Annotated in this window: 17 protein-coding genes; 14 read left to right on the top strand and 3 right to left on the bottom strand. The window is 36.5% G+C overall.

All coding sequences use genetic code 11. From position 1 onward, the window contains the following. Positions 1–77: 77 nt before the first annotated feature. A complete protein-coding gene (locus tag DF185_RS00685) occupies positions 78–1,385 on the bottom strand; it encodes an MFS transporter (protein ID WP_110358805.1) in 1,308 nt (435 codons plus the stop codon). A 136-nt stretch (positions 1,386–1,521) separates the two neighbouring features. On the opposite strand from DF185_RS00685, the gene DF185_RS00680 reads away from it, so the two are divergent. The 5 genes from DF185_RS00680 to DF185_RS00660 all read left to right on the top strand — a co-directional run bounded on the left by DF185_RS00680 (position 1,522) and on the right by DF185_RS00660 (position 10,875). Beyond that, positions 1,522–1,920: a DoxX family protein gene (locus tag DF185_RS00680; protein ID WP_110358804.1), complete on the top strand. Its 399-nt coding sequence runs from the start codon at positions 1,522–1,524 to the stop codon at positions 1,918–1,920. Positions 1,921–2,062: 142 nt separating this feature from the next. Continuing rightward, complete coding sequence (locus DF185_RS00675; RefSeq protein WP_110358803.1) at positions 2,063–3,415, top strand: MATE family efflux transporter; 1,353 nt, start codon at positions 2,063–2,065, stop codon at positions 3,413–3,415. 4 nt (positions 3,416–3,419) lie between these two features. Further along, the gene (gene gshAB / locus DF185_RS00670) at positions 3,420–5,732 is read left to right on the top strand and encodes a bifunctional glutamate--cysteine ligase GshA/glutathione synthetase GshB (protein WP_110358802.1); all 2,313 of its coding nucleotides are present in this window, start codon (positions 3,420–3,422) and stop codon (positions 5,730–5,732) included. A 40-nt stretch (positions 5,733–5,772) separates the two neighbouring features. Continuing rightward, a complete protein-coding gene (locus DF185_RS00665; protein WP_110358801.1) occupies positions 5,773–9,039 on the top strand; it encodes an ABC transporter permease in 3,267 nt (1,088 codons plus the stop codon). 231 nt (positions 9,040–9,270) lie between these two features. Beyond that, the gene (locus DF185_RS00660; protein WP_110358800.1) at positions 9,271–10,875 is read left to right on the top strand and encodes a fumarate hydratase; all 1,605 of its coding nucleotides are present in this window, start codon (positions 9,271–9,273) and stop codon (positions 10,873–10,875) included. 98 nt (positions 10,876–10,973) lie between these two features. On the opposite strand, the gene arfB is transcribed toward DF185_RS00660, so the two are convergent. After that, the gene (arfB, locus tag DF185_RS00655) at positions 10,974–11,393 is read right to left on the bottom strand and encodes an alternative ribosome rescue aminoacyl-tRNA hydrolase ArfB (RefSeq protein ID WP_110358799.1); all 420 of its coding nucleotides are present in this window, start codon (positions 11,391–11,393) and stop codon (positions 10,974–10,976) included. 93 nt (positions 11,394–11,486) lie between these two features. Continuing rightward, positions 11,487–12,689, bottom strand: coding sequence for a tryptophan synthase subunit beta (gene trpB / locus DF185_RS00650; protein WP_110358798.1), 1,203 nt, complete (start codon positions 12,687–12,689; stop codon positions 11,487–11,489). Between the two features lie 358 nt (positions 12,690–13,047). Here trpB and DF185_RS00645 point away from each other — a divergent pair, with 358 nt between their 5' ends. The 9 genes from DF185_RS00645 to DF185_RS00605 all read left to right on the top strand — a co-directional run bounded on the left by DF185_RS00645 (position 13,048) and on the right by DF185_RS00605 (position 18,223). After that, positions 13,048–13,812 (top strand): SDR family oxidoreductase, encoded by a 765-nt coding sequence (locus DF185_RS00645; RefSeq protein WP_110358797.1) that lies wholly within the window; start codon positions 13,048–13,050, stop codon positions 13,810–13,812. 109 nt (positions 13,813–13,921) lie between these two features. Further along, positions 13,922–14,326 (top strand): DUF134 domain-containing protein, encoded by a 405-nt coding sequence (locus tag DF185_RS00640; RefSeq protein WP_110358796.1) that lies wholly within the window; start codon positions 13,922–13,924, stop codon positions 14,324–14,326. A 5-nt stretch (positions 14,327–14,331) separates the two neighbouring features. Next, the gene (locus DF185_RS00635; RefSeq protein ID WP_110358795.1) at positions 14,332–14,649 is read left to right on the top strand and encodes a NifB/NifX family molybdenum-iron cluster-binding protein; all 318 of its coding nucleotides are present in this window, start codon (positions 14,332–14,334) and stop codon (positions 14,647–14,649) included. Between the two features lie 12 nt (positions 14,650–14,661). Beyond that, complete coding sequence (locus tag DF185_RS00630) at positions 14,662–14,841, top strand: DUF5320 domain-containing protein (RefSeq protein WP_110358794.1); 180 nt, start codon at positions 14,662–14,664, stop codon at positions 14,839–14,841. 31 nt (positions 14,842–14,872) lie between these two features. Next, on the top strand, positions 14,873–15,211 hold the full coding sequence (locus DF185_RS00625) for a NifB/NifX family molybdenum-iron cluster-binding protein (protein WP_110358793.1): 339 nt from the start codon (positions 14,873–14,875) through the stop codon (positions 15,209–15,211). Positions 15,212–15,213: 2 nt separating this feature from the next. Further along, positions 15,214–16,059 carry a damage-control phosphatase ARMT1 family protein gene (locus DF185_RS00620; RefSeq protein WP_110358792.1) on the top strand — a complete coding sequence of 282 codons (846 nt, stop codon included), beginning with the start codon at positions 15,214–15,216 and terminating at the stop codon, positions 16,057–16,059. Between the two features lie 4 nt (positions 16,060–16,063). Next, a complete protein-coding gene (locus DF185_RS00615) occupies positions 16,064–16,939 on the top strand; it encodes a P-loop NTPase (protein WP_110358791.1) in 876 nt (291 codons plus the stop codon). Next, positions 16,932–17,816, top strand: coding sequence for a P-loop NTPase (locus tag DF185_RS00610; protein ID WP_110358790.1), 885 nt, complete (start codon positions 16,932–16,934; stop codon positions 17,814–17,816). Before DF185_RS00615 ends, DF185_RS00610 begins: the two co-directional genes overlap by 8 nt. After that, positions 17,813–18,223 (top strand): acyl-CoA thioesterase, encoded by a 411-nt coding sequence (locus DF185_RS00605; protein ID WP_110358789.1) that lies wholly within the window; start codon positions 17,813–17,815, stop codon positions 18,221–18,223. Before DF185_RS00610 ends, DF185_RS00605 begins: the two co-directional genes overlap by 4 nt. Positions 18,224–18,241 lie beyond the last annotated feature (18 nt).

Raw genomic sequence — 18,241 nt, 5'->3', positions numbered from 1 at the left:
TCAAATAATATGTTTGGTTCAAGTGACAATAAATTTAACGAAAATGATCAGATAATGAATATAATATCAATAAAAACTTAATTCAATTGCGGGTTCTTTGCTTTTCCCGATAGAAGGAGAAGAACAACCACTACTGCTACGCCAATGTATCCCGCAAGGAAATAATTGCCGGTAAGCGTATAAATTCTACTAAAGAACAAAGGAGCTATTGCGCTGGCAAAAACAATAAGCGACATGGATAATCCACTAATGGCTCCCAAATATTTGCGTCCGAAGAAACGAGGCCAGGTAAGCGATGCAAGCACTGCAAACAAACCGCCCATAACGCCATTACCAAATATTAAAATATAATATCCTACAGGATAATTAAGAATTGCTACTCCCAATGCCGATAACAAACATCCGGATAAATAAACCAATAACAATTTTTGCAAACGCATATAATCGCTAAGAATATTGCCAACAAATGCCGTAATGATAGATACGATAGATGTTGGTATAAATACGCTTAGTGCTTTTTGCTCGGAATAACCGCATGAATCGAATATGGAGATTACATTAAAAGTAAAACCAGTAACAAAGAAAGCACTAAAGCATAAGGCAAGGGCAAAAATCCAAAATACCCATGTGCTGCGTGCTTCCGGCAAAGTATAATCTCTTTTAGGTGTGAATGAACTGTTGTTCGATTTGGCTTCAAGTATTTTTCCATCCGGTATTAAACCACATTCTTCAGGATTATCTCGGTAAACAATAAAGGCAAAAACAACGAACAAAAGGGTTAAGATTGCCAATATCTGGTATGCGGTTCTCCAATCGAATTCACCAATTAACATGGCTATAAACAATGGAGCAACAGCAAAGCCAAATGACTGTATGGCACTGGAAATGCTATTGGCCAAACCCCTGCGTTTGTCGAACCATTTCATAATAAGGTTGCGTGATGCCAGAGTTAATACTCCTTGTCCCGAAAAGCGCAGCAAGAAGAAGAAAAGGGATACCATTGCAAATGAAACCACCGAATATTTAATACTAAAGGCTTCTGATAATCCGCTTGCTATGCCCGTTGAAGCTGAAAACAGCATGAGAGTAATGGCAAGGGTTAATGCCGCAATAATAGCGGTAAATCTTGCTCCGAATTTGTCGTATATTTTTCCTGCATAGGTCAATATTGTTGAACTGGCCACGGTTCCAATTAAATAGGCGGTGCTCAACACATCTCTGCTCAATTGCAATTCGTCAATTAAGTAATCGGTGAAGACAGATACACCAATGGTTTGTCCGGGAATGCTGCAAAGTACACCAATGGTACCAGCGGCCATACTTACCCAGCCGTAGAAAAATGGAAATTTAGCAGGTGCAAAAGGGAAATTCGGATTTCTTCTCATTCAAGTTTTGGTTGATAGTTATTGAGCTGCAAAGGTAATCGATTTTGTTTATCCCTTGATAGAGATTAAATAATAGCTAGTTAACAATTTATTAAGAAATTACTTTCTATTTTAGATTTGAATAAAAAATTAATCAATGGAAAATTTAGGAAAACTAATATTAAGAGTGAGTGTGGCAGGTTTAATGTTGCCTCACGGAATTCATAAATTAATGAATGGAATTGGTGGAGTAAAGTACTTGTTAGGGCAAGCCGGAATGCCGCAATTTTTATCTTATGGAGTATATGTTGGTGAAATTGTAGCGCCAATTTTAATGATATTAGGATTATATACCAGAGTTTCTGGCCTATTAATTTCGTTTACCATATTGGTTGCAACGGCAGCAGCACATGCTCACGAAATATTTAAATTCACCGAATATGGTGGTTTGGTTGTTGAATTAAATGCTCTGTATATATTTGGCTCTTTGGCTGTAGCTCTTATCGGACCAGGTAAGTTCAGATTGGGAAATCAACGAGGCTTTTGGAAAGAATAGATATCAATGAACAGATATAAATTGCAAGAACCAAAGTCCCCCTTCAGGGGGATTTAGGGGGTAATCATAGAAATTAACAATAGATTAAGAAATAGAACTCGAAATACATTGTATTTTTGTACTTGTACTTCGAGTTTTTTTTATGATCAGATTTTTAGCTCGCTTTTTTAAGCGAGAACAACAATATTCAGCAGTAGGCAAAGACCTGCTTAAATTGGCCATTCCTATAATTGGTTCTTATTTGTTGCACACAGCTTATAATCTTACTGATATGATTTGGGTAGGATCATTGGGAAGTAATGCTGTAGCGGCAGTAGGGTCGGCAGGATTCTTTCTTCATTTGGGTTGGGCCATGGCTTCCATTGTAACTGTAGGGGCCAATATTAAAATTTCACATTCGGTGGGAGCCAAGGATGAGGAGGGAGCAGGTAGGTTTGCAACTTCGGCACTTTGGGGTATTGGACTAATCGCTACGGTATTTTCAGCTATATTCTGGGGATTCCCCGAAAAGTTTATCAACTTCTTTCAAATGCAGGATCCAGAGGTGAACGAGATGGCCACTTCTTATCTTGTGATTAGTACATTTGGAGTGATTTTAAGTTATGCCAACCTTTTATTCATTAGCATGTTTAATGCTCACTCCGAAACAAAGGTTTCTTTTAAATCCAGTTTAATTGGAACGGCTGCCAATATTGTACTCGACCCAATCTTAATTTTCGGATTATCTCTAGGCGTTGATGGAGCAGCTTACGCTACGATTATTGGTCGTTTGTTGAGTTTGCTTTATTTTCTATACATCTATAAGAAAACGGCTAACATTAATTTTAGAGGCATTTTACCATGCCTGGATAAGTTTAAGACCATATTTGCGGTGGGTACACCAGCTGCGGTTCAGCGAATTTCCTTCTCGATTATATACATTTTCCTTGCAAGAATTATTGCAGATTGGGGACCGAATGCTATTGCGGTTCAGAAAATTGGGGTTCAGATTGAATCAATTACCTTCATGATTGTAGGGGGATTTATGCAAGCTGTAACCATTATGGTTGGGCAGAATTATGGAGCGAAAAACTTGACTGAAGTACCGAATATTTACAGAGCAGGTTGGAGAATGTCTTTCATTGTTGGTTCAGTAACAACAGTATTATTTTTGCTGATACCTAAAACCCTCTTTTCAATCTTTGTTCCCGAAGAAGAAAGTATTCTTATGGGGAAAGAGTATTTAATGATTCTGGCAGTTTCCCAGTTATTTATGTGCTTGGAGATGATTAATGCAGGTGTATTTAATGGTTTAGGAAAAACAAAAATATCGGCAGTAGTAAGTGTAATTTTCACTAGCTTACGCTTGCCGGGTGCATACTTCCTTGGTTTCTATACATTCTTAAGTTTAAATGGTGTATGGTGGAGTATTACAGGAAGTAGTATATTAAAGGGAATTGTAATGTATATGCTGCTTAGGGCATATATGAAAAAAGATACTTTTGGAAAAATTTAGTGCGATGGTTCATTTAGTCAATAATATTAAGAAAACTCTGACTTGCAATGGTATTAAAGCAAGTATTACCGATGGTTTATTTGGTATTGAAAAGGAAAACGTTCGTGTTGATGAAATGGGAAAAATGGCAAGTACGCCACACCCTGGAATTCTGGGTGATAAATTTCGTCATCCATTTATCACTACCGATTTTTCTGAGAGTCAGGTGGAAATGATTACCCCACCATTAAAGAGTATTGCTGAGGTTCATGGTTTTTTGGAAACCTTAAATGATGTGATTTCGGAAAATTTAGGCGATGAACTGTTATGGCCTCAAAGTTTACCACCACTTTTGCCTGATGAGGATGAAATTCCGATTGCAAAATTTGGAGAAGAGGGAGTTCATAAGGAAAAATACAGAGAGGAACTGGCCAATAGATATGGGAAGGAAAGACAGATGTTGTCTGGCATTCACTTCAATTTTTCTTTATCAGACCGATTAGAACGAAAGCTATGTAAAGCCACCAAATGGGATGGAAATCAAACTAACTTTCGTGAAGCTGTATATCTGAAAATGGTTCGCAACTTTATGCGTTACCGTTGGCTTTTGGTTTGGTTGTTTGGCGAAAGTCCAGAGGCAGATCCATCCTTTAAGATGAAATCGCTTAGAACTGGCGAAAAAATGAAGATGGGTTGTAGAAAGGCTGTTTCAATTCGAACAGGATCTGCGGGCTATAGAAATGCCGAAGAGTACTTTGTAGATTTCAACAGCTTGACTGCCTATAAAGATTCAGTGAAAAATTTAGTGGATTCAGGCAAGCTGCTTTTGGATGAGGAGTTGTACCTGCCAATTCGATTAAAGTTCGATGCAGTAAGTAAAAAACTATCTCATCTCGAAGTTCGAATTTTAGATCTTGATCCTTTTGAAAAGTCAGGAGTATCCAAAAAGAGATTGCATTTTATGCATCTGTTTATGCTTTATTGTTTGTTCAAAGAGGAAGAAAATATTTACAATGAAACAGAGCAAAGAATTGCCGCCAAGAATCACGATTGGGTAGCTTGCAGTGGATTGAATCCTGATCTATTGTTGAAGGATTTCGAAGGAAATATGCTGAAGATTGATGAGATGCTTCAAAATATCTTCTCTGACATTAAAAAATTCGCAAAATCATCAGGAATAATTGATAATGAGTGTTATCGCTTGGCAATGGACAAAGCCGAAGAATTGACTCATTATCCAGACAAGCGCTCTTCGCATAAAGTAAAGCAGCAAATAGAAGAGGAAGGCTTTATTAACTTCCATTTGAATCTTGCAAAAAAATACAAAACTGAAAGTGAGATGAGTGGCTTCCGTTTTCACGGATTTGAAGACCTGGAATTGTCTTCCCAGTTGTTAATGAAAGCTGCATTGCGTCGTGGTGTGGAATTTAAAATTTTAGACCGTAGCGAGAACTTCATCAGTCTGCACAGAGGTGATAAAACTGAATATGTAATGCAGGCAACACGAACATCGTTAGACAACTATTCGAGCGTTCTGATGATGGAAAACAAATTGGTTACAAAGAAGATTCTGGAAAATGCTGGAATCAGAGTGCCTTCTGGTTTAGATTATCGTGATGTGAAAGAAGCTCAATCGGATTTTGATTTGTTTGAAGGAAAAGGAATTGTGATCAAACCAAAATCAACCAATTTTGGTTTGGGAATTACAATCTTAAAAGAAAACAATAGCGAAGAGGTATACAAGCGTGCTGTTGAGATCGCTTTCGAACATGATAATAGCATTTTGATAGAGGAATTCGTTTCCGGAAAGGAGTATAGATTCTTTGTAATTAACGAACAGGTTACAGGAATACTTCACCGCGTACCAGCCAATGTTAGAGGCGATGGGAGCAGTTCAATAAAACAATTGGTTGAGGAGAAGAATAAGGATTCATTGCGTGGTAGAGGATATCGAACACCTCTGGAAAAAATTAGACTGGAAGAAGCTGAGGTGATGTTTTTACAGGATCAGAATTTGGATTTTGATAGCATTCCTGCAAAGGATGAAATTGTATACCTAAGAGAGAATTCCAATATCAGTACAGGAGGCGATAGCATAGATTTTACGGATGATATTCATCCTTCTTATAAGGACATTGCTGCAAAATCAGCAGCGGCTTTAGGAGTTAGAATTACAGGTTTGGATATGATGATTGAAGATATCACTAAACCTGCAGCAAAAGACAATTATGCCATTATTGAAATGAATTTCAATCCGGCAATACATATTCATTGTTATCCATACCAAGGGGAGAATCGTAAGTTGAACGAAAAAATATTGGATGCATTGGGTTTTTAAGTAAATTCAGGCAATAAATCTCAATTTGAATCCTCTCTGCATGAACAAAACGAAATACATCCTTAAAAGTTTGTGGTATTATCGCAAGCAGCACTTGGCTGTTTTGCTAGGAACAATTGTAAGTACAGCAGTATTAACCGGAGCTTTAATTGTAGGTGATTCAGTAAGAAATAGCTTACATGAATTGGTGAACCTGCGTTTAGGCAAAGTGGAATATGCCATGACAACTGGCGATCGTTTTGTGCGTGCTGAATTGGCAAATGAAATTGCAAATGATTTGGATGCTCATGTGATTCCCGTTTTGCAGACTGAAGGTATAGCTGTTCAGCCAGAGAGCAACACGAGAATCAATAACATTCAGGTTTATGGTGTTGATGCTTCTTTCGACAACTTATCAGGTACACAGCTTTATCATCTAATAGCAGATGAAGCCTGTTTGAGTGCAAATCTTGCTGACAGAATAAATGTAAAGCAAGGCGATACTTTTTTGTTGCGATTGAAGAAAGCCAGCGTAATTCCTGCCAATGCCCCTTTTGTATCCGATGAAGATCAGAATATTGCTTTAAGATTAAGTGTGAAGGCCATTTGCGATGATTCCCAATTGGGTAGATTTAGCTTGAAGAGCAATCAGGTTGCGCCATACAATGTATTTCTGTCAAGAGAATTCTTAGCGAAAGAGTTGGAATTGGAATCGGTGTCCAATTTGATTTTAGTTGCATCCAAAGACTCAAAAGAAATGGATTTGCATGCATTACAGGAAAGCTTATCTGCAAATTGGAAGTTGGAAGATGCCAGTTTGAAGATTCAGGATGTTGAAGGGACCTCTCAAATAGAAATGATCTCTGATCGCGTATTTATTGATACTCCAATTACTGATTTGGTTCATGATATTTCGGGTGAGAAAGAATATGTACTAAGTTATTTTGTGAATAGTTTACGCATAAATGAGAAGGAAACCCCATATTCTTTTATCACTTCAGTTGATTCTTATGAAATCAAAGAAAATGAAATCATTATCAACTCTTGGTTGGCCGATGATTTAAATGCTAAACTTGGCGATACACTTCAAATTAAATATTACACAATTGGAGCTTTAAGACAATTGGTGGAAGAGTCAAGAGTGTTTACCATTAAAGAAATTCTGCCAATTACAGATTCGCATTGGGATCAATCTATGATGCCATCATTTCCTGGTTTAACCGATGCTGGTTCATGTAGTGAATGGGAGGCAGGTGTTCCCGTTGATTTTTCCAAAATCAGGCCCAAGGATGAAGATTACTGGAAGAAGTACAAAGGAACTCCAAAGGCATATATTTCATCGAATACTGCCATTAATTTATGGAGTAACAAATATGGGACTTATACAGCTGTAAGATTTGATACGAAAGATGATGTCAGATCAAAAGTACAGGACTTGGTTACCCCAGATGTATTGAATATAGGTTTTGAAGGTGTTAGAAACGAAGGAAAAAGAGCAGCCAGTAACATGGTAGATTTTGGTGGTCTGTTTCTAAGCTTAAGCTTTTTTATAATCGCAGCTGCAATTCTTCTTACGGTTTTAATCTATTCTTTGAATCTGGATAACAGGAATGAAGAAACCGGAATTCTTCTTGGTTTGGGTTTTAACAAGTCGAAAATTATTGCAATTCGAATTTACGAATCTATCATTACAGTGATCCTTGGTGGTATTTTAGGCGTATTATTGGGAATCATTTACAACAAGCTGATATTATCCGCACTGAATTCAGTATGGCAAGATGTTGTGCGCACCAATATGTTGGGTGTCCATTTGGATATGAATACATTGATCATTGGTTTTGCTTCAGGTGTGATCATTGCCATTATATGCATTGTATTTGTTACCCGAAAAAAGGTGAAGCAATCGGTTGTTGAGCTGATTAAAGATGTTCACCAAGAGAATGTGATAGGGAAGAAATCGACTTATTCTATTTGGATCGCTTTGTTTTCATTAATAGTGAGTATTACCATTATAGCATATGCATTCTCCTCTTCTTTAGAACAGAATGCTGAGTTATTGCTATCAGCAGGCGGCTTGTTTTTGGTAGCTTTTTCTGCATTCGTTCATTATTATTTAAATGGGATCAGTAGAAAATTCAGCAATCAAACTCCTAGTATAAAAAACCTATCCGTTAAAAATGCTGCAAGAAATGTAAAGCGAAGTCTGGCAATTGTAGTGTTGTTGGCATTGGGAACATTTTCAGTTTTAATAACCGGAGCGAATCGCAAAACATTTCAGGATTCTGAAAACTCTAACCAATCGGGAACAGGTGGATATGAGTATTGGATTGAGGCTACACTTCCAATTCTAAATGATTTAAATACAAGTGAAGGTCAGGAGAAAGCAGGTTTTTGGGAAGGAGATTTGGATGAATCAGTAAGCTTTGTGCAGTTTAGAGCATTGGAAGGAGATGATGCAAGTTGTTTGAATTTGAATCAGGTAAGCAAGCCAAGAGTTCTTGGTTTTAATACTGCAGATTTTGAAGATAGAAAGTCTTTCAGCTTTGCAAAATTGCTTCCAGAAGTTGATAAAGAGAACCCTTGGAGTGCATTGAATCAGAATTTTGGTGAGGATGTTATTCCTGCCATTGCAGATCAAACTGTGATATTGTGGGGCTTGAAAAAAGCGGTAGGAGATACCTTGGTTTACCAGAATGAATATGGAAAAGATGTGAAGCTATTGCTTGTTGGAGGTATGGCAAATTCAATCTTCCAGGGTAATATATTGATATCAGATAGCTTGTTCCAAAAGAATTTCCCATCGGTTAGTGGATCTAAAATTATTTTGGCTGAATCTCCTCAAAAGGATTCTTTATTTATGGCCAATTTTGAAGATAATCTACAAGATTTTGGTGTAAGAGGAAGTAAAACATCAGAAAGAATGGCTGCTTTTTATTCCGTTGAGAACACCTATTTAAGTATGTTTATGATATTAGGAGGTTTGGGTGTTATTATAGGAACAATTGGTTTAGGTATTGTTTTGTTGCGAAATGTTTGGGAACGCAAAAAAGAATTGGCTGTACTCAGAGCTATTGGTTATACTGAGAGCAATATATTTAAACTCTTGTTTAGTGAGAATCTGTTTTTACTAGTAATTGGCTTAGTAGGTGGAATTCTATCCGCATTAATAGGTGTGCTACCCTCATTGTTTACGAATGCCTTCCAAATGCCATACCTGTATGTGTTATTGCTTATTTTCGCCATTACCATAAGTGGCTTAGCATGGATTTATATCCCGCTAAAGGTAATTCGCAGACAGAATATCATTGAATCATTACAAAACGATTAAAAAAAGCTAAGAGCTGAAAGCTGACAGCTATTAGCTTTATAGGACAAGAGAATTATTATCGAATTATCGACTTAATGAATTGAGTTGGTAAGATGGAAGTAAGTTAATCGTATGTTTAAGGGCAATGTTTTAGAATAGCCTTTTTAATAGACTGAGGAAATCATTTTGTTTTATCTTTGTCTGTATACTTCATTAAGTAGAAATAACACACAAAATTTAAATTATCATATCATGTCCGAATTTAAATATCAGAAACCATTTCCGATAACAAAGGATACTACAGAATATCGTTTGTTGACGAAGGATTATGTATCAACAATTGATGTTGATGGAAGAAAAATTCTTAAGGTTGATCCTAAGGGTTTAGAAATGTTATCAAAGGCAGCATTCTCTGATGTTTCTTTCTATTTGCGTCCTGCACACCTTGCAAAATTGCAGAACATCTTAAAAGATGAAGAAGCTTCAGATAACGATAAATTCGTAGCTCATACCATGTTGATGAACCAGGTAGTTGCTGCTGATGGTCAGTTGCCAACTTGTCAGGATACTGGTACTGCAATTGTTGTAGCAAAGAAAGGTGAAGATGTTTACACTGGAGCAAATGATGCAGAGCATCTTTCAAGAGGTGTTTACGATACTTACCAGGAAAGAAACTTAAGATATTCTCAAGTTGTTCCTTTCAGCATGTTCGAAGAAAAGAACACAGGGAATAACTTGCCAGCACAGATTGATATCTATGCAAATCAAGGAAGCGAATATGAATTCTTGTTCTTAACCAAAGGTGGTGGATCTGGAAACAAGACTTTCTTGTATCAGCAAACTAAGGCACTTTTGAATGAAGAGAACTTAACCAAGTTCATCAAAGAAAAAATTAAAGATCTAGGTACTTCTGCATGTCCTCCATACCACTTGGCTTTGGTAATTGGTGGTACTTCTGCTGAAGCAAACCTTGCTACAGTTAAAAAAGCATCTACTGGTTATTTCGATCATTTACCAACAGAAGGTAATGAAGGTGGTCAGGCTTTCCGCGATTTGGAATGGGAAAAGAAAGTAGAGCAAATTTGTCGTGAAAGTGAAATTGGAGCTCAGTTTGGTGGTAAATATTTCGTTCACGATGTGAAAGTAATTCGTTTGCCTCGTCATGCTGCTTCTTGTCCGGTTGGTATAGGTGTAAGCTGTAGTGCAGATAGAAATATCAAAGCTAAAATCAATGAGGATGGTATCTTCTTGGAGCAATTGGAGAAAGATCCAGTAAAATATATGCCAGAAGAAGCTCCTGCTATGAAGGAAGCTGTTGATATTGATTTGGATCAACCAATGGAAGACATCTTGAAAGAGTTGACTAAATATCCAATCAAAACTCGTTTGAACCTTTCAGGAACCATGATTGTTGCCAGAGATATGGCACATATGAAAATTCAGGAAATGTTGGATGAAGGCAAAGAAATGCCTGAATACTTCAAGAATCACCCGATATATTATGCTGGACCAGCTAAAACTCCAGAAGGAATGCCTTCAGGTAGTTTCGGACCAACTACTGCAGGTCGAATGGACCCATATGTTGGCGTATTCCAGAAAGTTGGTGGTTCAATGGTTATGGTAGCAAAAGGTAACCGTTACCAATCAGTAACCGATGCTTGTAAAGCAAATGGTGGTTTCTATTTGGGATCAATCGGTGGACCAGCTGCTGTATTGGCGAAGAATAGCATTAAATCTATTGAAGTGATTGATTTCCCTGAATTGGGAATGGAAGCGGTTCGTAAGATTCGTGTAGAAAACTTCCCTGCATTTATTATCGTTGATGATAAAGGAAATGATTTCTTTGCAGATATGTAATCTGTTATAGAGTTGAAAAATATAAAGCTTGCATCATTTGGTGCAAGCTTTTTTTATGAATGTCTATAGCTAATTGCTAACTGTTCAATGTTTACTGATTACTGTAAATCAGGTTTCTTTCGACTTTCCTTCTTTTTGGAAAGCTGTTGCTTATCAGTCTTTCTTTTTTCAATAGAAGCTCTTGTTGGACGAGTCTTCTTTCTGGGTTTTACAGGCTTTAAAGCCAATTCAATCCACTGGTAAAACTTCTGAATCGCAATTTCTTTATTCAAGATTTGTGAGCGTTCTGTTTGAGCGGTTACCGATAATATTCCTTGACTATTGATATGGTGATAAAGCTTTCTGAAAATGGTTTCTTTTTCTTCTTGAGTTAGGATATTTGAATCAAACACAGAAAAACGCAATTCTACTTTCGAATTCACCTTGTTTACATTTTGTCCACCAGGACCACTGCTTCGTGAAGTGATAAATTCAAACTCTTTGCTCAGATCTTTTGAAAATTTATAGTCATCTTTCATAGGAAGTAAAGATATATTCAATATTATGAAATAGAAAGGTATTACATAAAAAATGCTGCCCATTTGAGCAGCATTTTGACATATTAATGTTCTTTATTCAGGTAATCCATATTTTTCAACAACAAAGTCAAGATCTTTGTCACCACGACCACTCAAATTCAATAGGATGGATTGGCGAGGATTTGCCTTGGCTAATTTCAATGCATAAGCCACGGCATGTGAACTTTCCAATGCAGGAATAATACCTTCTGAACGGCTTAGCTCATAGAATGCATCAATACACTCTTTGTCTGTAACAGAATGATATTCTACCTTATTCCAATCCTTAAGCATAGAATGTTCTGGTCCAACACCTGGATAATCCAATCCACTTGCTACCGAGTAAACTGGATCAGGTTGACCTTCTTCATCCTGTAAAAGATAACATTTAAAACCATGAATAACTCCAGGTTTTCCAAAAGTTAAAGTTGCAGCATGCTCTCCTTTATCAAATGATCTACCTGCAGGTTCAACACCATGTAATTTACACTCTTTATCCTCTAAGAATGCAGAGAAAATTCCCATTGCATTACTACCACCTCCAACACAGGCAACAACATTATCAGGAAGTTCTCCTGTCATTTCCTGAAATTGGTCTCTAGCTTCAATTCCTACAACTCTTTGGAATTCTCTTACCATCATTGGAAATGGGTGAGGACCAACAACAGAACCAATACAATAAATTGTATTAATTGGATCTTTTAGGTAGGATTGAAAAGCAGAATCCACAGCCTCTTTTAAAGTTTTTAAACCATGTGTAACAGGAACTACAGTTGCACCTAATATTTTCATGCGCATCACATTGGGATGCTCTTTGGCGATATCAACTTCACCCATATGAATTTCACACTCTAAACCAAAATATGCAGCAGCTGTAGCCAAAGCTACCCCATGCTGACCAGCACCAGTTTCTGCAATAAGTTTCTTTTTGCCCATGTATTTTGCAAGTAGCGCTTCTCCCATACAGTGGTTCAATTTATGGGCGCCAGAGTGATTTAAATCTTCTCTTTTAAGGTAGATTCTTCCTCCATATTTGTTTGATAGTCTATTACAGTAGTATACAGGAGTTGGTCTGCCTTGAAAATGCTTGCGAATACTTCTTAATTCAGAAATGAACTCATGAGATTTACTGATAGAGTAGTAAGCATCATTAATTTTCTGCATTTCTGCCATTAATTCTTCAGGAATATAACTTCCTCCATACTCCCCAAAATACCCTTTCTCATCAGGGTATGTCTTAAAATAGTTGCTCGACATGTATTAAAATTTGGTTAATAATCTTCTGTGGTTTTTTATTATCGGCTCAAATATAGCAATCGGAATTGATTTTGTTTACCATTGCCTGCTGTTGTATAATAAAAAATGCAATGCCTCTTAAAAACCTCCAGCCCGGAATGCCATTGGAAAAGATTATAGACTACTCGCACCCGGATAAGAAATCGCAGAAACATTGCACTGATGACAAAGGTAAAAAAATAACGATTCATCACATTTATCTCGTAAGCTTGATTTTTACTGAATTTTCTAAATAATCTATAAGTGCTTATTTACATTGCAATTGGGTATCGATATTTGTAATTTGTATAGATTCAATTTAAATAAAACGGAGGTTGCGATGAATGAATTAAAAGTATCCCCTAATGGGCGAGTTGCTTTTGTAAGTGGGGCAAATAGAGGAATTGGAAGGGCAATAACCATTGAATTGTTAGAAGCCGGAGCAAAAAAAGTTTATGCAGGAGTTAGAAACATTAAATCTCTCGATGATTTAAAACCGGAATATGGAGAGCGATTAATACCTATTTTATTAGACCTGAAAAATGATAAGACAATTATTCGAGCTACAAGGCAGGTAAAAGATGTTGAAATTTTAATTAATAATGCAGGTGTGTATGATGCAAGTGGTTTCTTTTCGGATGATACATTAGATAGCTTATCTGATAATTTTGAAGTGAATGTTTGGGGTTTGGTAAAACTCAGTACTTCATTAATTGATCATTTAATGAACAAACCATTTGCGGCAATAGTAAATGTTGCTTCGGTATTGGGATTGGCAAGTATGCCTATAGCTGGGACTTATTCAGCTTCAAAGGCTGCAGTTCATAGTATAACACAAGGAATGAGAGGGGAACTTCTAAATTCGAATGTTTTGGTAATGGGTGTATATCCAGGTCCTATTGATACGGATATGACGAGAGATTTGGATATGGATAAAGATTCTCCACAGAACGTTGCAAAAAATATCATTACAGGATTAAAAGAGGGACGGGAATACGTATTCCCTGATATGATGTCGAAACAAGTTGGTGAATTGTACCTTACCGAGCCAATTACAGTAGAAAAGCAGTTTGCTCACTTTGTTTCAGAAGAACAAGAAGCTTAAATAAGAATATAAGATATTAATGGAGAGATCAGTATTGATCTCTTTTTTTTGTGTTAAAATATTTGCGAAATGAGAATATTCTCAATAAGTTTGTTTTAAAATTACTGATATGCCAAGACGTACAAGATTAAGAAAGGTTGTAGAACCACCGCGATTTAAGGGATATAGACCTTATGGTGTAAATGCAAAAAGACGTGAGTCAATTGAATTGCTTTATGAAGAATATGAAGCCATTAAGTTGGCGGATTACGATTTGATGAATCATAAGGAAGCAGCAGAGATTATGGGAATTTCACGTCCTACTTTTGCCAGAATTTATGAAGCGGCAAGAAGGAAAATTGCTCAGGCTTTGGTTGAAACAAAAAATATTAAAACGGTATATGGCAATGCCATTATGGATAAGGATTGGTTTGTATGTAACAAATGTCACGCTCGTTTTAACATTCCTAAAACAATGACAAGTGATAAATGTCCAGCATGCAATTCAAGCAATATAGAATCTTTAAATAAATAACACTGATGAAAACAATAATAACAGCAACAGGAAAAGGAGAAGAGAAACTATTTGATTTACGTTTTGGTCGAGCTGCCTGGTTCTGTATTTACGATGATGAAACAGACAATATGGAGTTCTTCGAAAACAAACATGTAGATGTTCCATCTGGTGCAGGAGGTAAGGTAGTAGAAGAAGTTGTAGAGTTGGGAGTATCAAGAGTAATTTCAGGTGATTTTGGACCTAAAGCAAAAGATTTGTTGGAAAAATTCGACATACAAATGGTTATTCTGAAAGATGATCGCAGAACCATTAAAGAGATCGTAGAGAATTTTAAATCATAAAGACAATTAGTTATGCCACGAATGGATAGAACCGGCCCCGATGGAAAAGGTTGTAGAACGGGTCGCGGATTAGGAAAATGCCGAAGTAAAGATGATGGAACATTACTGGATAAGCTTGGCACAGGATTAGGCTTAAAAAGAAAGAGTGGCGGTGGATTAGGTAAGCAAAGAAGGAATAAAAGCGGAGAATAGATAATCTCTAAAAGAACTAAAATCATAAACAATGAAGAAGAAAGTCGCAATACCAGTAAAGGAAGGCATATTAGATTCGCATTTTGGACATTGTAGCCATTTTGCATTAATCGATGTTGAAGGAAAAGAAATCATAGCAGAGGAATTGGTTGAAGCACCGCCACATGTTCCAGGAAAATTACCTCCATTTTTGGCTAATCTTGGAGTAACCGATGTTCTTGCAGGTGGAATGGGAGCAAGAGCCATTGAAATATTTAATGCCAATAATGTAAATGTTTTTGTGGGTGCTCCTGCATTACAAGCAAAAGAGTTGGTTATGGGTTTCTTAAATGAAACCATTGAGTTTAATGCTAACTGTTGCAATCATTAAGTATGAATTCAGAATGTTTAGTTTGTCAGGCTAAAACAATAAATCATATTGCAAATAAATTCGGATCAGATAAGAAAGCGACTGCAAAATTTAAAGAGGAAGCAAATTACATTGTTGCCAATAGTCAGTCGCTTTCTACTCCTTATTCTGGTTTGTTACTACATCGTCTGGCAAAGAGAATTTTTAAAACCGAGAATTTATATGCCAACGAAAAACTGAAGGCAAATAAACTTCTTCATCTTAATTATTCGTATTGGAAATCTCTTGTTTCTAATTCTGATAATCCTATGCATGTAGCGGCTAAATTAGCTGTGATTGGTAATATTATTGATTATGGAGCTCATTCGGTTCCGGATGATATTTTATCAGAAATTAATCATCTTCTGGAAAAGGAATTCGCACTAAATGAGAGTGAAGAAATGTTTGAGGCAATAAATAATGCCAAAACAGTTCTTTACTTAGGTGATAATGCAGGAGAAATTGTTTTTGATAAACTCTTTATTGAGACTTTAAATCATCCCAATTTAACCTTTGTGGTTAGAGGTGAACCCATTATAAATGATGTTACCTACGAAGATTCTCACTTTGTACAAATGGAGGATGTTTGTAAGGTGATCTCTAATGGTCATGATGCTCCTTCAACCTTATTGGAAAATTGTTCAAGCGAACTACAAAAGTTATATAGAGATGCTGATGTAGTAATATCAAAAGGACAAGGGAATTTGGAAGGTCTTTTGGATGAAAAAAGGAACAAGTTGTTTTTCATGCTAATGGCAAAATGTGATTTAATAGCTGGCAAGCTTGGAGTTAAGAAAAAAGATTTAGTGATTAAGCAAAACAAGAAATAGAATTATGAGCTATAAAATTGCCATCTGTAGTGGCAAAGGAGGAACGGGTAAAACAACTGTTGCGGTTAATCTTTTTTCTACGATACAAACGAAGTGGACAAAAAATGTACAGTTAGTCGATTGTGATGTAGAAGAACCAAACGATTTGCTGTTTTTTAAGGATGCGAAAATAATTAACCGTTCCATAGTAAATCAGTCTGTTCCTGTAATTGATGAATCGCAATGTACTTTTTGTCGTAAGTGCGAGGAGTATTGCGAGTTTAATGCCATTTCAATTATTCCATCGGTAAAATATGCATCAGTTGATCCCAACATGTGCCACTCTTGCGGTGCTTGTTTGCATGCTTGTAAATTTGGAGCAATTCAAGAACATCAACATCCGATTGGAGAGTTAACCAATTATTCCCGAGGAAATCAAACTGATATTCTTGAAGGAAGTCTTAAAATTGGATCTCCAATGCAGACGAAAATAATAAAGGATCTAAAGGCGAATGCAAGTGAGGAATCGGATATTTTAATTTACGATGCACCTCCTGGAACAAGTTGTCCAGTAGTAGAAACTGTTTCAGCAGCAGACTTTGTTATTTTGGTAACTGAGCCTACTCCTTTTGGACTATACGATTTGCGTTTGACTGTTAATTTGATGAAGGAAATGCAGAAAGATTTTGGAATTGTTGTAAATAAAGCAGGATTGGGCGATAGAGAGGTGTATGCTTATCTAAAAGAGGAAGAAATTGAACTACTGGCAGAAATTCCATTTAATCGAGAGTATGCAGGTCAATATGCACAAGGTAAACTTCTATCTGATATTCCTCCACTGATTGAACAGGAATATATGAAACTTGCCATTTATCTGAAAAACAGAATGAATCATGATTGAAATAACAATTTTAAGTGGGAAAGGCGGAACAGGTAAAACTGGCATTACAGCGGCTTTTGCAAGTTTGGCCAATAATACTGTTTTTGCTGATATTGATGTAGATGCACCAGATTTACATCTGATTTTGGAACCGGAAATTAAGGAAGAGAATCAATTTTTAGGTGCAAGAATTGCTAAAATCGATACACAAATATGTACCAATTGTGGTTTTTGTATAAAAGAATGTCGATTTGATGCTATTCACTATCGAACCGAAGGTGGTTTGGAGGTTAATCCTTTCGAATGTGAGGGATGTCGCCTTTGTGAAAGGATCTGTCCTTTTAAGGCAATCAGTTCAGAACACAGTACCAACAATCATTGGTTCGTATCTGATACTCGATTTGGCACCATGTTACATGCTAAAATGGGTCCAGGAGAGGAGAACTCAGGAAAGTTGGTTACTACGGTAAGAAAAAATGCCAAGGAAAAAGCACGTGAACAAAATGCGGATTTTCTTTTGAATGATGGTCCTCCGGGTGTGGGTTGCTCAGCAATTGCTTCTCTTACTGGAGTAGATAAGGTGATCTTGGTAACAGAACCTAGTAAATCTGGTTTTCATGATGCAGTAAGATTGATTGAATTGGTTCAGAAGTTTGAAATCCCTTTGTATGCGGTAATAAACAAATGTGATATCAATTCTGAAATCACGAAGCAAATGGAATACTTCTTTATTACGCAAGGAATCCAACTTTTAGGAAAAATTCCATTTAACGAGGACATGGTAAATGCGATTGTAAATCGGAAATCGATAATTGAATACAAACCAGACTCTGAGATTGCTGAGAAAATAAAAGAAATGTGGAATAAAGTAACAGAACCAATTAAAGAATTAAAATGATAGAAGGAGAGTGTCGAATAAGACCACGATATGGAGAGGTAGACCAGATGGGATACGTGTATCATGCCAATTACGTAGATTATTGTCATTTTGCTCGAACGGAGTTGATGAGATCATTTGGAATAAATGATAAGGTATTAGAGGAGAATGGAATTATGATGCCGGTAATCGAAATGAATTTGAAATATAAAAAGCCTACTGCTTACGATGAAGAATTATTGGTAATTACAAGAATTTCAGAAATTCCTTCAACTCGATTTAAATTTAATTTTGAGTTTAAAAATCAAGACAACGAATTGGTTTGTAAGGCAAATTCAACACTTGTTTTTGTCAAAAGTGATAGTCGTAAACCAATAAAAGCACCAGAAATAGTTTTAAATAGCTTGAATGAAGCTATTGTAATGTAAGATCTCTTTAAACTAGCC

This window comes from Marinifilum breve (assembly GCF_003202155.1).
In the GTDB taxonomy this organism is placed as follows: Bacteria; Bacteroidota; Bacteroidia; order Bacteroidales; family Marinifilaceae; genus Marinifilum; species Marinifilum breve.
Note: the sequence above shows the minus strand (reverse complement) of the source record. Positions and strands in the feature narration are given on the sequence as shown.

Bases quoted from the DNA above. Each gene is read 5' to 3' on its own strand.
- DF185_RS00645 (WP_110358797.1), top strand. From the start codon at position 13,048: ATGAATGAATTAAAAGTATCCCCTAATGGGCGAGTTGCTTTTGTAAGT.
- DF185_RS00625 (WP_110358793.1), top strand. From the start codon at position 14,873: ATGAAGAAGAAAGTCGCAATACCAGTAAAGGAAGGCATATTAGATTCG.
- DF185_RS00615 (WP_110358791.1), top strand. From the start codon at position 16,064: ATGAGCTATAAAATTGCCATCTGTAGTGGCAAAGGAGGAACGGGTAAA.
- DF185_RS00675 (WP_110358803.1), top strand. From the start codon at position 2,063: ATGATCAGATTTTTAGCTCGCTTTTTTAAGCGAGAACAACAATATTCA.
- gshAB (WP_110358802.1), top strand. From the start codon at position 3,420: ATGGTTCATTTAGTCAATAATATTAAGAAAACTCTGACTTGCAATGGT.
- DF185_RS00685 (WP_110358805.1), bottom strand. From the start codon at position 1,385: ATGAGAAGAAATCCGAATTTCCCTTTTGCACCTGCTAAATTTCCATTT.
- DF185_RS00660 (WP_110358800.1), top strand. From the start codon at position 9,271: ATGTCCGAATTTAAATATCAGAAACCATTTCCGATAACAAAGGATACT.
- trpB (WP_110358798.1), bottom strand. From the start codon at position 12,689: ATGTCGAGCAACTATTTTAAGACATACCCTGATGAGAAAGGGTATTTT.
- arfB (WP_110358799.1), bottom strand. From the start codon at position 11,393: ATGAAAGATGACTATAAATTTTCAAAAGATCTGAGCAAAGAGTTTGAA.
- DF185_RS00665 (WP_110358801.1), top strand. From the start codon at position 5,773: ATGAACAAAACGAAATACATCCTTAAAAGTTTGTGGTATTATCGCAAG.
- DF185_RS00605 (WP_110358789.1), top strand. From the start codon at position 17,813: ATGATAGAAGGAGAGTGTCGAATAAGACCACGATATGGAGAGGTAGAC.
- DF185_RS00640 (WP_110358796.1), top strand. From the start codon at position 13,922: ATGCCAAGACGTACAAGATTAAGAAAGGTTGTAGAACCACCGCGATTT.
- DF185_RS00620 (WP_110358792.1), top strand. From the start codon at position 15,214: ATGAATTCAGAATGTTTAGTTTGTCAGGCTAAAACAATAAATCATATT.
- DF185_RS00680 (WP_110358804.1), top strand. From the start codon at position 1,522: ATGGAAAATTTAGGAAAACTAATATTAAGAGTGAGTGTGGCAGGTTTA.
- DF185_RS00610 (WP_110358790.1), top strand. From the start codon at position 16,932: ATGATTGAAATAACAATTTTAAGTGGGAAAGGCGGAACAGGTAAAACT.
- DF185_RS00635 (WP_110358795.1), top strand. From the start codon at position 14,332: ATGAAAACAATAATAACAGCAACAGGAAAAGGAGAAGAGAAACTATTT.
- DF185_RS00630 (WP_110358794.1), top strand. From the start codon at position 14,662: ATGCCACGAATGGATAGAACCGGCCCCGATGGAAAAGGTTGTAGAACG.